This window comes from Paenibacillus sp. 276b, assembly GCF_900107875.1.
Taxonomy (GTDB): Bacteria; Bacillota; Bacilli; order Paenibacillales; family Paenibacillaceae; genus Paenibacillus; species Paenibacillus marchantiae.
This window is the reverse complement of the sequence record NZ_FNRR01000001.1, coordinates 1-15,273: the sequence shown is the minus strand read 5'-3', so window position 1 is coordinate 15,273 and position 15,273 is coordinate 1. Positions and strand designations below refer to the sequence as shown.

Below are 15,273 nucleotides of genomic sequence, written 5' to 3'. Positions count from 1 at the left end.
ACGTGGTTTTTGGGTTCCGCTGGCTAGCAGCGCTCAGGAGAAGATGTTCTTCTTTTCAAATACAAACATCTGATTCTCCCCGGTAATCGGGCACTCATCCGGAAACATGCTACGCTTCTCCATCTTCTCATCGATAAAATCGACGATCTGCTGCAAGGATGCAATCTGGGCTTCAATCTTTTTCCGATGGTTCAGCAGCATTTCACGCTCATCCGGGAAATCTTCAAGGTCCGAATCCATCGACATCTGTAGATAAGGCTTCATCTCCTCCAGAGACATGCCTGTTTTTTTCAAACAAGTAATAAGCTTCATTGTCTGGATGTCCTCCGGACGGTATACCCGATGGCGATTGGCCTTGCGTTCAGCCCGGGGAAGAAGTCCAATCTTCTCATAATAACGAATGGTGTCTTCCGATAGCCCGGCCTGTTCTGACGTCTCTTTAATGGAGAACACTTCAGTATCATTCATCATAGTCGACCTCCTCCGCCTTCATTGATCTCTATCTTACAACTTGGAGTCAGCTCCAAGTCAAGGTTGTTATGCGTTTATAGATACCGCATCCAAAAAATTAAAATATAAACCAACAGCACGCTTGACTTGGAGTCGACTCCAAATTGTAGAATGAGCGCATTAGACAGATTGGCCCTGTCACACCATTCACTCAGGAGGTATTTATATGAATTCAAACCATACACGTCGTACAGCCCTAATTACAGGATCAACTTCGGGAATCGGTCTTGAACTGACCCGCACCTTGTTAGCGGAAGGCTGGCAAGTTATCGGCCTTAACCGTTCCGCTTTTCCGAAGGAAGACAGTGACATTCAGGACGGATTGCGCTCCGGTCAGCTCCGTTGGGTTCAAGCTAATCTTACTCAGTACGATAATCTGAGAAAAGCACTGAATCAAATTAAATCCGAAACGGATACCATCGATGTGTTGTTCAATAATGCCGGGGGCAGCGGTTACGATCTTCGTTTGTCCGATCAGGGACATGAAATGCACTTTGAATTACAGACCGTGGTGCCGTACATCATTTACATGGAACTACAGGATCTTCTTCACAAAAGCACCTTGAAAACCGTTATTAATACATCCACCAGTGCGTTCAATATGGTTAAACAGTTTAACCTGGACATCCTGGAACATCCAGCCGAGTTCAAAAAACTGTTCGGTCCTTATGCGACTTCAAAGCTCGCACTGTCTTTATGGACACGCGAAGCTGCTTCTACCCCTGCGGCTAAAGGAATTCGGTTACTCAGTGTGGACCCCGGGGGCAACAATACACTCAGAGGTAATAAAACATCTGGACTGCCCTTTTATATCAAACCAATCATGAAGCTGTTCTTCCCACATCCAAGTCACGGAGCTTCTCTGCTTTATAACGCTGCCATTGCGCAAACCAAACTTACATCCGGTACGTTCCTGATGAAAAACAAACCCACTAATCTCCGGTTTACGGAGCAAGGCCCAGCCATTCTGAACAGAGTGCATGAAATTTATGAGCATGAATTTTTGCAGCTTGACTCCAAGACCGATCCCGTAAGCAAAAAAAGTGTCTGAGCTTTCTTCAAAAAGACGTGACCGAGCGTATCGGTCACGTCTTTTTGTTGTTCCTTTGGATTCATTTTACTCCTTACATGTATGGTATCCAGGCTTCCTATTGTATCCGAGCGACCGGAGGTACTTCATATTCCCCTTCCAGCATGGATGGTTTCGGAGCAAACATCCTCAGCACCAAATTGAAGTCTCCTGGTGGTGCAGGAAGCCAATTCGATTCCTTCCCTTCAGGAGCAGACTGCTGAATATAAAGGTCCAGTGAACCATCAGGATTGTACAGCAAACCTTTCGTCAAATCTCCAATCGAATATCTGCCAATGGCATTATCGACCAGATAAAAATCGGAGTCATACAGGGTGAGAGACCAAAATCCGGTCACCTGCGGAAGATCATTCTTGTTAAAATGCAACACATAACGTTGCTTGCCATGCAGCTTTTCCCCATTTTGATCTACAAATGCACGTGCATATAGCTCTTCCTCCGGGACATTGGCGCCCAAACCGGAATATGCAACGACAGCTCGCAGCAGAAATTGGGTACCATAGGTTCCAATATCATGGCCGATATACCATCCATTGGCGGTCGGAATCGACTTGACTGAATTTGCAATAATACGTTGCGCATCCTTTGCGGCACGCAACAGTCCGGCTTTCGTGGCAGCATTCAGATCAGCTGATTCAAATCCCTTGGCAGGATCAATGCCGATTAGCTTGAACTGATCCAGCAGAACTGCATCACAGGCGGGCGGAGGATTTTGCCGAATCTGTTCCGTCATGATTTTATAGAAAGCAAACGGGTCGTTCTTCATGGAAGACATCTGATTCGAAGACGAACCGTCTGTTATACCACTGGAAGGATTACTGGTTGGCGTTGACAGGGTGAATTGTTTCTCGAAAGCAACTGCATGGTTCAGATCCTCTTTACCATTCACTTGCACACGTCCGAGCAGCCAAACGATTGGCGTTGGGGCATGGATGGACGCTTTGTTGATATCACTGCTTCTACCCGGTCCAACGATGGTGAACTGCCCTGCCTTGTTTTCTGTCGTACGATTGGACACATTCCTGAACGTATTGGTATACGCATCAATCATTTGGACGGTGTAATAACGGTCATCCTTATTAGCCGGAACGTTCAGGACCACCGGACCTTTGGAGAGATCCAGCCAGGCGCTAAAATAAAGCGTATTGCTATTAGGAGTTACAATATCGTGATATTGCTGAGAAGCCAGCATGCTGGAGTAATAAAACTGATTGAGTGGAGCCCTTGTTTTCAGAGCCATCTGTCTCGTTTGTTCCATAACTACCAGCGGATAGCCATATATGTAAGCCTGAACCCCAAGCGAATAAGCCAACTGTTCCTGTGAAGAAGCTACATTGTCTTTCCTTATGTCATCCGGACTGGCCAGAACCTCCAGTGGCATCGCAGCGATTGAAGAAGCGACAGTCCCAAGAATGAAACAGATGTAAAGCAATAACCTGAAACGTTTACGCATTCCTCTCACCACCTATCGTGAATTTTCACGTTATTTTCCACTTCGCCAACGCAGATTATTCCCGTCCCTCATAATTGCCAGGCTCTGGTTCATAATCTTCACTATACCGACATCTGTCATGGGACGAAGTGATGAACTGGAGGAATCTGCATATGAAAAATGAAAACAACAACAATGGCAAGCCATTAATTATACCGCAGCCGATACGAAAAGACGGTGCCGGAGGTCCGGATCTGGGGCCTCGGGATGTGATGAGAGATCTACAAAATCCGGATATGCTGGTACCTCCGGTAACCGACAACGGCTTATTACCCAACCTGAGAATGTCTTTTTCCGATACACATATGCAGTTGAACCATGGCGGCTGGTCCCGCGAAATTACGGTACGGGATTTGCCCATCGCTACGACACTAGCTGGTGTGAATATGAGCCTTACACCTGGAGGTGTACGGGAGTTGCACTGGCATCAGCAATCGGAATGGGCGTATATGATCTGGGGTACGGCACGAATTACGTCCGTGGATCAGCAAGGTCGTAATTTTATTGCAGATGTGGGACCGGGAGATCTGTGGTTTTTCCCAAAAGGTCTGCCCCATTCCATTCAGGGCTTGGCCGATGGATGTGAGTTTTTGCTTGTATTTGATGATGGGTCCTTCTCCGATCTGAATACATTATCCATCTCTGATTGGTTTGCGCATACGCCACCGGAAGTGTTGTCCGTCAATTTTGGCATACCCGAATCCGCGTTCCAATCCATGCCAACAGAACAGGTTTACATTTTTCAGGATCAGGTCCCTGGTTCCCTCGCAAGCCAGGAAGTGCAGTCACCCTATGGCACGGTTCCGCTCTCCTTCAAACATCGGCTGTTAGCCCAGAAACCGATCGTTACACCGGGAGGCAGTGTGCGCATTGTGGACTCCACCAACTTTCCGATCTCAACAACCGTTGCCGCAGCACTCGTGGAAATCAAGCCTGGAGGTATGCGCGAACTTCACTGGCATCCCAATGCGGATGAATGGCAATACTATTTGACCGGGCAAGGAAGAATGACGGTTTTTGGAGGGAATGGCCTTGCACGCACATTCGACTATCGGGCTGGAGATGTTGGATACGTTCCTGTAGCCATGGGGCATTATATTCAGAATACGGGCACCGATACGTTATGGTTTTTGGAGATGTTTAGAAGTGACCGCTTTGAGGATATCTCCCTGAATCAATGGATGGCATTAACCCCGGAAGAGCTAGTGCATGACAACCTGAACGCTTCCCCCGAACTGCTCCATTCGTTGCGTAAAGAAAAATGGCCTGTTGTTTAATAGGAATACATCTAGGAGGAATATGAAGATGAAAGCTGTTACTTTTCAAGGAACCAAGGATATTCAAGTCAAAGAGGTGGAAGATCCACGATTGCAGCAAAAGGATGACATCATCGTGCGTATTACTTCTACAGCCATATGTGGATCAGATCTTCATATTTATCAGGGAGCTCTGCCAGCCCAGAAGGATTATGTCATCGGCCATGAGCCGATGGGCATTGTTGAGGAAGTAGGACCTGAAGTGACGCGAGTAAAAAAAGGAGATCGTGTGGTGTTGCCTTTTAACATCTCCTGCGGCGAATGCTTTTATTGCAATCACGACATGGAGAGCCAGTGCGATAACTCAAACCGCAATCCGGAGGTTCATACCGGAGGTTATTTTGGCTTCACGGAACGATACGGAAATTATCCGGGCGGTCAGGCTGAATTTTTGCGTGTTCCTTATGGGAATTTCATGCCTTTTGTGATTCCCGAATCATGTGAGCTCGAGGATGAAGCCCTGTTATTCCTGTCCGATGTGCTCCCTACTGCGTACTGGAGTGTTGAGAACGCCGGGGTGAAGCCGGGAGACACTGTAACTGTGCTTGGCAGCGGGCCCATTGGCCTGATGGCACAAAAATTCGCCTGGATGAAAGGTGCCAAGCGAGTCATTGCTGTGGATCGTCTTCCGTATCGACTGGACAAAGCCAAACGAATGAATAATTCCGAAGTATTTAATTTTGAAGATTACGATGATATGGGTGAACATATTCGCGAAATAACCCAAGGCGGAGCGGATGTTGTCATCGACTGTGTAGGCATGGATGGCAAGAAATCCACTTTGGAGGAAATTGGACAGAAGCTGAAAATTCAAGGCGGTACATTAAGTGCAATTGAGATCGGTATCAAGGCTGTGCGCAAATTCGGGACGATGCAACTGACGGGTGTTTATGGCTCGACCTATAACATGTTCCCCCTAGGCAATCTGTTTGAACGAAACATCAACCTGAGAATGGGACAAGCCCCTGTTATTCACTATATGCCGGAGCTTTTCCGCAAAATCACGGCTGGCGAATTCGACCCTACCGAGATCATCTCTCACCGCATTGCGCTGGAGAATGCGAAGGAAGCTTACCGGATTTTCTACGAACACGAAGACGAGTGTACCAAAGTTATACTGAAACCTTGATTATGTGACGACGATCTAAAAAGGCAGATGTCCCTTATGCGGGCCCTCTGCCTTTTTTGATTTTGCTTTTGCCCACTTAAACGAATTAATTAATGATGGCGAAACCTTATTTTCCTTTTACCGCCTGAATATATACACTCTCTCCTTTGAAGCTGACGAGTCTGCCAGGCTGTGCCACTTCAAAATTGAAATACTTCTTAATTACAGATGGCGCGCTCAACATGCTTGCTTCAAGCTCTCTACTTTCCGGCTCCGGAAGTCCAGCCCTGTTGCACCAGTCTTCAAATATAAAGTGTTTCTCAAAGGAAACCATCGTTTCCATTCGAAATCCGGCAAGCTCCAACATCCGTATCCATTCCGTCTTACGCCATGCCCGAACATGACTTCCATCACGCCACTTCTCGATTTCATTGTAAAATTGGTCATTCTCATCACGTTCAGGTGCCACATTATCAATTAATAACAGTCTGCCACCAGGTTTCATTACTCGAAGCGCCTCGGATACAAAGGAAGATACGTCTGGAAAATGGTGTGCAGCAATGCGACAGGTCACAAGGTCAAAGAAATCATCCTCGAAAGGGACGTGTTCAGCATCTCCTGCAACAAAATCCACATTCTGGTGCCCATTTCCCCGGATAAAATGTTCAGCCACTTGTAACATCTCATCCGTTAAATCCAATGCGATAACCTGCTCCACAAGCGGAGCTAATGCATTGGCAACATGTCCTCCGCCAGTGGCAATATCCAGCACCTTCATATCCAAGCTTGCTTGAGATGAAGCCACAAGCAATGCCAGATCATCACCTTTGGCATGACCGGCACTAGTCACATATTTCTCCGCATTTTTCGCAAATTGTTTGCGTACCTGTCCTTTAATCTGATCATTAGACATGCTGTTCCCTCCTTATAGTTTCATTAGATGAAACGTTGTTTCATTAATTAGATATTATTTATCTTATCACAGAATGACCTGCAGCGAAATAAAAAAGCATCTCCCCAGTGAATTTCACTGAGGAGATGCCATCTTATTTTAATTAATCTATGAGATAGAGATTGTTTATAACTTTTAGGGAAACTTTACCCTTTGACTTATTTCACAACGGTCGGCGATTTTTTCCACAGTCCGAGAATCAGACCGGAGATTACTGCACCGATTGCTACAGCAAGCAGGAAGAGTAATGCGTGATTCGCCAGTGCCGCAACGAAGATTCCGCCATGCGGAGCAGGTACGTTAATGCTCCACAGTTGAGTCAGTCCACCTGCAACAGCAGAACCGAGAATACAGGATGTCAGAACACGCAGCGGGTCAGCCGCAGCAAATGGAATGGCGCCTTCCGTGATGAAGGAAAATCCGAGCACGTAATTCGTCAAACCTGATTTGCGTTCTTGCTCCGTAAATTTGGATTTGAAGAACGTTGTAGCGAGTGCAATCGCCAGTGGCGGTACCATACCGCCCGCCATAACAGCTGCCATCCAAGCACCATCTGTATTGCCGCTGGATGTGAATACACCGATAGCAAATGTATAAGCCGCTTTGTTAAACGGTCCACCCATATCGATGGACATCATGCCGCCAAGCAGCAAGCCAAGCAATACAGCATTTCCGGTACCCAGGTTTCCAAGTGCATCTACAAGCCATGTGTTAAGGGAACCGAAGATTGGATCAAAGACATAGAAACTTATTGCACCAACGATAAGCAATCCGAACACAGGATAGAGCAGGATTGGTTTCAATCCGTCAATTGCTTTAGGCAGTCCTTTAAATAGTTTGCGCAGACCAATTACTACGTAACCTGCCAGGAAACCGGCAGCCAGACCACCAAGGAAACCGGCGTTCGAATTCACAGCCATCAATCCACCGACCATACCAGGCATCAGGGCCGGACGATCACCAATACTCATCGCAATAAAACCGGCAAGGACAGGAATCAGGAAGTGGAACGCTCCGGTCCCGCCACCAATGGTCTGCAACAATTGCACAATAGGATTGTCCGGACTCGCAATTTGTTCAAACAAGAAGGATATGGCGAGCAAAATCCCGCCACCTACAACAAATGGAAGCATATGCGAGATCCCGTTCATTAAATCTTTATAAATCTTGCTGCCCATGCTCAATTTGCCTTGGCTTTCTCCTTCAGCCTTCCCACCGTTGCCGCCTTGGCTTCGGTAGATCGGAGCGTCCCCGTTAACTGCTTTGCGAATCAGTTCTTCGGATTTGCGAATGCCATCGCTTACGGGTCTTTGTAATACCGGTTTGCCATCAAAGCGGGCCATTTCCACATTTTTATCTGCCGCAATGATAACCCCTTTGGCACGAGCGATTTCATCAGCTGTCAGTACGTTCTGTGCTCCTTCGGAACCGTTGGTCTCTACTCGGATATTAATGCCCATTTCCTGTGCTTTCTTCTTGAGAGCGTCTTCAGCCATGAACGTGTGAGCAATACCTGTTGGGCAAGCGGTTACTGCAACGACAAAATCTTCAGATGCCGCATCACCAACAATAAGGCCTGATGTATTCTGCTTCTGTCCATTCGCATTGCCCGCGCCAGATACAGCGTTTGTTCCATTTGCAGCATTTGCTGCTTTCTCCGCTTCGGCTTTTTCTTTGGCAGCTTTTTTCTCCGCTTCTTCCGCCTGTTTGGCATCGAATAATGCAGTCACTTCTTCAGGAGTGTCCGTGCTCATTAGCTGCGAGATGAAATCGCTATCAATCAACAGCCTGGAAAGAGCCGCAAGTGTACGAAGATGTGTATTGGCAGCCCCCTCTGGAGCTGCAATCATGAAGAATATATGAGCCGGTTCATCATCAAGCGCTTCAAAATCAAGTCCTTTCCGACTCTTGGCAAATACAACTGTTGGTTCATTTACTGCTGTTGTTTTAGCATGAGGCATGGCAATACCGCCACCAATCCCCGTGCTGGATTCCGCTTCGCGTTTGTAAATCATTTCCTTAAACAGAACCGGATCATTAATACGTCCGCTACGGTTTAAACTTGCAATGAGTTCATCAATAGCCTCTTCTTTCGTCGTGGCTTGCAGGTCCATGATCATCGTTTCCTGGATCATCAGGTCTGTTATTCTCATTTGGTACACTCCCTTAAATTCAGTCAGCCTGCGTGATACAGACCGACTTATAATTATACTTCTTACGCTGTTATCTGCTATTAACTGAATCCCCTCTTCTAAAAAGGGGCCTGTATTCCATTCATTTTGTACGGACTATATTTTGGTTATGGTGACTTGAGTACGCAGCTCTTCGATGAGTTCACGTGTCGCCAGATCATCTGAGAAAGCCGTTGCACTACCCGAAGCAACACCCGTTCGGAACGCTTCAAGCAGGTCTTCGTTTAATCCAAATGTACCTACGAATCCACCGATCATGGAATCTCCAGCACCAACCGAGTTTTTCACGACACCTTTTGGAACGCTCGCATGGTAGACATCTGTTTTGGTAATCAACAGCGCTCCTTCTCCTGCCATGGAGATCAACACATGTTTGGCACCTGCTTCCAAAAGCTTGCGACCATAGGTCACCAGTTCCTCTTGAGTGTCGATGGTTACTCCGAAAAGTTCAGCTAGTTCGTGATGGTTCGGCTTCACCAGCAGCGGTTCATGTACCAAAGCATCCATTAAAGCGGGTCCTGTCGTGTCGATTACAAATTCGGCACTCGTTTGTTTGCACACGTTGATCAGACGATCGTAGAACTCAGCTCCCAGTGAAGGTGGTACACTTCCCGAAAGAATGACGATATCTCCTTTTTGCAATGCGGATAACTTGTTAAGCAACCCTTCTGCTTCCTCTGGTCGAATGGCTGGTCCCAGTCCGTTAATCTCTGTCTCTTCCCCATGCTTCAGCTTGATGTTAATTCGGGTATCATCTGCGATGGTAACGAAGTCCGTCAGAATCTTGTCTTCCTGCAATTTGTCATTAATGAAACGGCCTGTGAACCCTCCCAGAAATCCGAGTGCAGTGTTTTTGGCTCCCAGTTGATTAAGCACTCGCGATACGTTAATGCCTTTGCCTCCAGGAAGTTTCAGGTCCCGATTCATACGATTCAAATCACCAAGCTTCAGATCATCCACTTCCACGATGTAATCAATGGAAGGATTAAGTGTTACGGTATATATCATGGCTATCCCTCAATTATTTTAGTTTTCTGGGCGATTACAGAGCGCCAGTGTTCCGGCATACGTTCTGTGATCAAGTCTGCCTCCTCAAGGTCAAACAGTTTGGCAAAAGTAATTTCCCCAATTTTGCTGGAATCAGCCAGCACGTAAGATTTCCCGGACAATTGATGTGCACGTCTTTTAATCAAGGCTTCCTCCGGATCGGGAGTTGTATACCCCATTTCGGCATCCACTCCGTTGGTTCCGATAAAACATTTATCAAAACGGAAGTTGTCCATGTTCTGTAATGCGATACTGCCAATCACGGCTTTAGTGTGGATTTTCATCATTCCGCCAAGCAGATAGCTGCGTATTCGTTTACTTACCAGCGCTTCTACATGAGAAAGTCCGTTCGTCACTACCGTAACGTCCTTGGCCTCAATATAGGCAATCATGGCTAATGTCGTCGTCCCTGCATCCAGATAGATACATTCACCATTGTTGATTTCCTGCGCAGCTAAACGAGCAATCGCCGTTTTCTGTTGAATGTTTTTGAACGTTTTTTCTTCCATACCGGGTTCCGGCGTCTTTTCATTCACTAGAGCAGCACCACCATGTATGCGTTTCAGCATCTGACGACTCTCCAGATCAATCAAATCGCGCCGTATCGTTGACTCAGAAGCACCCAGCACATCGACGAGCTCTTGTAGTTTCACAATGCCTCTTTCGTGTAAGCGCTCTATAATTGCAGCATATCGTTCTTCAGTTAGCATTTTCATTCCTCCAACTGCTTTTATAGTAACATAAAATCCTCAAAAAACAATCATTTTCATTCAAATTAATTTAAAAACATTCAAAAACCATCAACATTCGACATTTTATAGACATCAAACATCGCATTCAACCCTAAATATCGTTCAAAATCATTCAAACCTTATTTCTTTCTCAGATTGTCCATGTCCTCTTTCGTCTTCCATGCATTTGATAATATCGAACGAATGATTTCGTCTCTATTTTCACATGGGAGGTGGCCGTATGGCGAATAATCGAAACAAACGCCGAAAACCCTGTATACCTCATACAGGCAAAACAAATTCTTCACTACGCTTCGGGTGGATTTCCTCCAACTGGAGTGGTTATGCCCGAGCGGGTGACAAAGCTGAATTCAGACGTATCTCGGCTGAATGGAACGTGCCCTTTGTTTTACCATCGTCCAAGTCCTCATACTCCTCAGCCTGGATCGGAATTGATGGATACGAGAATTCCAATCTCATTCAGACTGGAACAGGCCATGATTGGGTTAACGGCCAAGCTAGTTATTATGCCTGGTGGGAAATTCTTCCGGACGTTGAAACGATCATCCCTTTTCCTGTATCACCGGGAGATCGGATGAGAGCGGCCATTTACAGAATCAATCGAACTCGCTGGTGTATCACACTTCATAACCTGACCCAAAATTGGACTTTCCGCACCGTTCAGCAATATGCAGGCCAGCAATCATCCGCGGAATGGATTGTAGAAGCTCCATCATTGGGAAACACCATCTCCCGGATGGCAAAAATCACGCCTGTCACCTTCAAGTGTTGTCGCCTGAACGGTCGCTGCCCCGGCTTCATCGTCAAAGAGAAAGGCATCATGATTCAGCAAAAACAGGTTGTTTCCATTCCAGGAACACCGGGACCAAGCGGAGACTCTTTTGTCGTGAAACGAAACGGCTGAGACTTCTTCGTAGACAGTTCGTTAATGAAAAAAACTGCAATGTGCCGTATTCGGCGTACCATTGCAGAATGGATATTCGGTCATTATGGAATTGACACGAGTCTCTTTTTTCAATTATAGGAATAGCTCAGCCCTGTCAGGTTTGGGTTTTACCCAATTTCCTTCTTCATTAATAAATGCACCCTTGAAACGCCCCATCTCCAATTTCTCTACTAGCTTCATCTCATCCAGTACCAGAATTTCAGACAACTGCTGCAAACTATAAAAATCACTTGGATCATAATCCAGCAGGATTGGAACAGCCATGTCGTACAGTTCTTTAATTAGATTCTCCAATGAATGACGGCCGAGGTTGTCCATGGTTTGGAAATACTTCAGATCATGGGACACCAGATTGCGGAACGATTTATCTTTCAAGTTCATCCACAGCGTATTACACGCCTGAACACTCATATAGTTCTGCTCTACATCATAATATTGGATCTCTTCAATCTTCATATACTTTTCCTGAAAAGCTACAATTTTGATCAAGGGTTCATTTCGTTTGCGTGACGCTTTCTTCAAATGGGTTCTGAACCCCTCATAATCCATGATTCTCACAATAATCTATCGCCTGCCTTAACGCTGTATAATTCGATATTTTACAGCATTATATAAGCACCCGTAAATGTAACTTTAGAAAAAGGAAAACCGTACAGCATCTTACCCCGCTGTACGGTTATTTTGAATACTCAGATTCCAACTTCACTCTTCACCCAACTCGCAGTAAATTCCTGCTCGTTATACTTAAAAAATTGCTCCAAGATCTGTTCCCGGTCATCTAGGAAAAGCTGGTCGGCTACAGCTGAAACCAACTTCGGCACAGCATTCTTTGTCCCCGATATTGCTGAGGCGGACAGGCCGCAACTTGCAAGTGCAGAGTAGTTAAAGACAAACAACCCACGCAGCTTATCCTGCCCCTCCTCATCTCTGCTGGTCATTGCAAACCCGGGACTAAGGTAGGGATGTGCGTCAAGCAGTGCATTCCTCTGTACCGTCGGAGCTTGAAAACGGTCTGCCCAGCGTGCAATATGTGCCTCCACCATTCTGAGCTCGGGACGCAGTGACGGATTACTCACCATCCCCGTACTTATGACCAGAAAATCAAAGGAGTGCTGTCCCTGTGGCGTAGTCACTACCGCTTTCCCATCCTTCATCTGTATATCCAGCCAAGGCGCATGAAGATGTAATTGGAAGCCTGGCCATGCAGCGGCTCGGTTGAAGGTATCGTTGGTTGGTGGCTGATTGTATTTGAAAAAATGGGAAATGGTCGCATACTTATCCTCGTCCGACAAAACGTGAAACCGTTCGATCATACCGGATTGTTCCATCTGACGTATCGGGTTAATGCTCGGCAATTGTTCCCGCCGCACAAATACGTGGGCCTCAGCCACACCTGTGGCTAGTGCAAAGTTGGCATTATCAAAGGCTGAAGCTCCGCCGCCAAGTATGGCAATCCTTTTTCCTCGTAACCGTTCAAAATCAATCAGCTCCGACGTGTGAGCGTAAAGATACCTAGGTACTTTCTCAGCGATCATCGGTGGTACATGCCACTCTCCACCACCCTGGATGCCCGTAGCCAAGACAACCTTTCGTGCCAGCAACATATTACTTGGAGCCCCTGCACCCGTAATGTGCAGCCGGTGTAAGCCTCCATCTGCAGGTTCAATCAGTCTCAGTTTTACTTCATTCATGACAGGCAGATTAAGCACTTGCCTGTACCAGCGCAGATAGTTCATCCATTCGCTGCGCGGAATTTTATCAACCGCATCCCATCCGGAGGAGCCTGATTGAGCCTCCCACCATGCTCGAAACGTCAGCGAAGGAATACCGAGATCAATGGAAGTCAGGTGTTTTGGTGTACGTAACGTGACCATACGCGCGTAAGTTTCCCAAGGTCCCTCCAACCCTGCGGCATTTTCATCAATGACCAGAATGTTGGATATCCGCTCACGCAGGAATCCAAAAGCAGCCCCCAAACCGCTCTGCCCACCACCTACAATAACGACATCATAGATATGGCCTTCGTCATGTTCGCGTGGGCGAATCCAATCCGCACCTCCATATGCGAGATAAGCCAGATCATCTTGTACTCGTTGGTTTAATGTTTCAAGGCTCATCATTCATCAACCCTTTCAACGTCCACTCGTATACTGCTACGAACCGCTCGTTTAATGTTATGTTTGTGTAATAATTTGTTTTGTGGATGGATATTCTGCAAGTTCAAAGCAGCCTAATTCGTTTACCATATGGATAAAGACGATGATTCCGTCTCAATCCCTTACATCATTTTCATAAGGATTAGCGTTATTATATGAGTTGGGGTCATTTTTTTGAATATCACGACAGATTTCTTGTCATCAGACCTAAAAATATCTAACATGCTTGTTAACTATAACGAAACCAAATTTTAACGACTTCGTCCTGTATGTAAAAAAACAGATCAGGTTGGATATTAACGATAGATCCAACCCGGATCTGTTTTCGTGTTGTCTTATTTTTAAATAGGTGGGGTGCTGAAGAATTAATACCTCATGTCAATTCGTGTACTGACCATACAATACCGTTCGTTGCTCCAATCCCCAAGTTCAGAGTAATCGTTAATCCATTCGCTGCGTAAAACAACCCAATCACATCGCCTGCATTCAGCGTAACCTGCGCCGCTAGCGTTACGGCTCCACTACCAAGAACTGCCCGCAACGTAAGTAGCGTTACGCTGATATTCAGGATTGGCAATAGTCCATTGACCAATGTTGTCGTAGTGGGGGATGTTCTTTGCACCAGAAACGCTGGATTGACCCCAGCACCCAATGAGATGGCGATTGCGGCAGTTGTAGAAAAATTGATTGTTGCCACAATCGAGTAGGTCCCCGTATTCGGCGCCGTGTAATTGCCTGTAGTTGCATTAAAATTTGCATTACCATAGTAAGGACTTGCTGTACTCCAGTTGGTTAACTGTGCACTGGTTGTTGTTGATAGGTTAGCCAAAAATGCAGAAAATCCTTGTGCAGCTAGATTGGGCCCTGATGCACCCGTAGCCCCTGTGGCTCCCGTGGATCCAGTAACTCCAGTAGCCCCGGTAGCCCCAGTTGCGCCTGTTGTTCCCGTTCCCGTTGCTCCTGTCGCACCAGTTGCACTCGTTACACCCGTTGAACCCGTCGCGCCGGTGGATCCGGTTATACCTGTTCCCGTTGCACCTGTCACTCCGGTTACACCAGTAAATCCTGTGGCGCCGGTTGTTCCCGTTGTTCCCGTTCCCGTGGCTCCTGTCGCACCTGTTTCACCCGTAAGTCCTGTTGCTCCGGTAGCTCCAGTCGTTCCTGTTCCCGTTGCACCTGTCACACCAGTTACACCAGTAGGCCCCGTTGCACCTGTAGCTCCCGTAGCTCCTGTTCCGGTGGCACCTGTCACACCTGTTACCCCAGTAAGACCCGTTGCACCTGTGGCTCCCGTAGCTCCTGTTCCCGTTGCCCCTGTCACACCAGTTACCCCGGTAAGACCCGTTGCTCCTGTGGCTCCAGTTGTTCCTGTTCCGGTTGCACCTGTCACACCAGTTACACCTGTTACCCCAGTAGATCCTGTCGCGCCGGTGGTTCCTGTTGTTCCCGTTGATCCTGTCGTACCGGTGACCCCAGTTAAGCCCGTTGCACCAGTGGCTCCAGTTGTTCCTGTTCCGGTTGCGCCTGTCACTCCAGTTACACCCGTCGCACCAGTGGCTCCGGTTGTTCCTATTCCGGTGGCACCTGTCACACCTGTTACCCCAGTAAGACCCGTTGCACCAGTGGCTCCCGTAGCTCCGGTTCCGGTTGCGCCTGTAACACCAGTTACTCCAGTAAGACCCGTTACTCCCGTGGCTCCGGTTGTTCCCGTT

12 protein-coding genes and 1 pseudogene are annotated in these 15,273 nt (G+C 47.0%); 4 read left to right on the top strand and 9 right to left on the bottom strand.

Features of this window, described 5'->3' with window-relative positions; all coding sequences use genetic code 11:
• Positions 1–33: 33 nt before the first annotated feature.
• Positions 34–468, bottom strand: a complete 435-nt coding sequence (locus BLV50_RS00065) for a MerR family transcriptional regulator (protein WP_256337818.1) — start codon at positions 466–468, stop codon at positions 34–36.
• Between the two features lie 208 nt (positions 469–676).
• Between BLV50_RS00065 and BLV50_RS00060 the strand changes: the two genes are divergently transcribed.
• Complete coding sequence (locus BLV50_RS00060) at positions 677–1,561, top strand: SDR family NAD(P)-dependent oxidoreductase (protein WP_063564918.1); 885 nt, start codon at positions 677–679, stop codon at positions 1,559–1,561.
• Positions 1,562–1,658: 97 nt separating this feature from the next.
• On the opposite strand, the gene BLV50_RS00055 is transcribed toward BLV50_RS00060, so the two are convergent.
• The gene (locus BLV50_RS00055) at positions 1,659–3,053 is read right to left on the bottom strand and encodes a DUF1254 domain-containing protein (protein ID WP_090805023.1); all 1,395 of its coding nucleotides are present in this window, start codon (positions 3,051–3,053) and stop codon (positions 1,659–1,661) included.
• Between the two features lie 152 nt (positions 3,054–3,205).
• On the opposite strand from BLV50_RS00055, the gene BLV50_RS00050 reads away from it, so the two are divergent.
• On the top strand, positions 3,206–4,369 hold the full coding sequence (locus BLV50_RS00050; protein ID WP_090805018.1) for an oxalate decarboxylase family bicupin: 1,164 nt from the start codon (positions 3,206–3,208) through the stop codon (positions 4,367–4,369).
• 28 nt (positions 4,370–4,397) lie between these two features.
• Positions 4,398–5,537 carry a zinc-dependent alcohol dehydrogenase gene (locus BLV50_RS00045; protein ID WP_072732279.1) on the top strand — a complete coding sequence of 380 codons (1,140 nt, stop codon included), beginning with the start codon at positions 4,398–4,400 and terminating at the stop codon, positions 5,535–5,537.
• Between the two features lie 106 nt (positions 5,538–5,643).
• On the opposite strand, the gene BLV50_RS00040 is transcribed toward BLV50_RS00045, so the two are convergent.
• The 4 genes from BLV50_RS00040 to BLV50_RS00025 all read right to left on the bottom strand — a co-directional run bounded on the left by BLV50_RS00040 (position 5,644) and on the right by BLV50_RS00025 (position 10,417).
• The gene (locus tag BLV50_RS00040) at positions 5,644–6,429 is read right to left on the bottom strand and encodes a class I SAM-dependent methyltransferase (protein WP_090805015.1); all 786 of its coding nucleotides are present in this window, start codon (positions 6,427–6,429) and stop codon (positions 5,644–5,646) included.
• Positions 6,430–6,626: 197 nt separating this feature from the next.
• On the bottom strand, positions 6,627–8,621 hold the full coding sequence (locus BLV50_RS00035) for a PTS fructose transporter subunit IIABC (protein WP_090805010.1): 1,995 nt from the start codon (positions 8,619–8,621) through the stop codon (positions 6,627–6,629).
• A 135-nt stretch (positions 8,622–8,756) separates the two neighbouring features.
• Positions 8,757–9,668: a 1-phosphofructokinase gene (gene pfkB, locus BLV50_RS00030; protein ID WP_090805005.1), complete on the bottom strand. Its 912-nt coding sequence runs from the start codon at positions 9,666–9,668 to the stop codon at positions 8,757–8,759.
• Positions 9,669–9,670: 2 nt separating this feature from the next.
• Positions 9,671–10,417, bottom strand: coding sequence for a DeoR/GlpR family DNA-binding transcription regulator (locus tag BLV50_RS00025; protein WP_063564923.1), 747 nt, complete (start codon positions 10,415–10,417; stop codon positions 9,671–9,673).
• Between the two features lie 262 nt (positions 10,418–10,679).
• Between BLV50_RS00025 and BLV50_RS00020 the strand changes: the two genes are divergently transcribed.
• Complete coding sequence (locus tag BLV50_RS00020) at positions 10,680–11,363, top strand: G1 family glutamic endopeptidase (protein ID WP_063564924.1); 684 nt, start codon at positions 10,680–10,682, stop codon at positions 11,361–11,363.
• Between the two features lie 114 nt (positions 11,364–11,477).
• Here the strand turns inward: BLV50_RS00020 and BLV50_RS00015 are convergent, their stop codons facing one another.
• The 3 genes and pseudogenes from BLV50_RS00015 to BLV50_RS00005 all read right to left on the bottom strand — a co-directional run.
• The gene (locus BLV50_RS00015; RefSeq protein ID WP_079694886.1) at positions 11,478–11,927 is read right to left on the bottom strand and encodes a hypothetical protein; all 450 of its coding nucleotides are present in this window, start codon (positions 11,925–11,927) and stop codon (positions 11,478–11,480) included.
• Between the two features lie 167 nt (positions 11,928–12,094).
• A complete protein-coding gene (locus BLV50_RS00010) occupies positions 12,095–13,522 on the bottom strand; it encodes an FAD/NAD(P)-binding protein (protein WP_090805000.1) in 1,428 nt (475 codons plus the stop codon).
• A 412-nt stretch (positions 13,523–13,934) separates the two neighbouring features.
• A pseudogene (locus BLV50_RS00005) lies at positions 13,935–15,273 on the bottom strand (collagen-like protein); the annotation flags it as partial.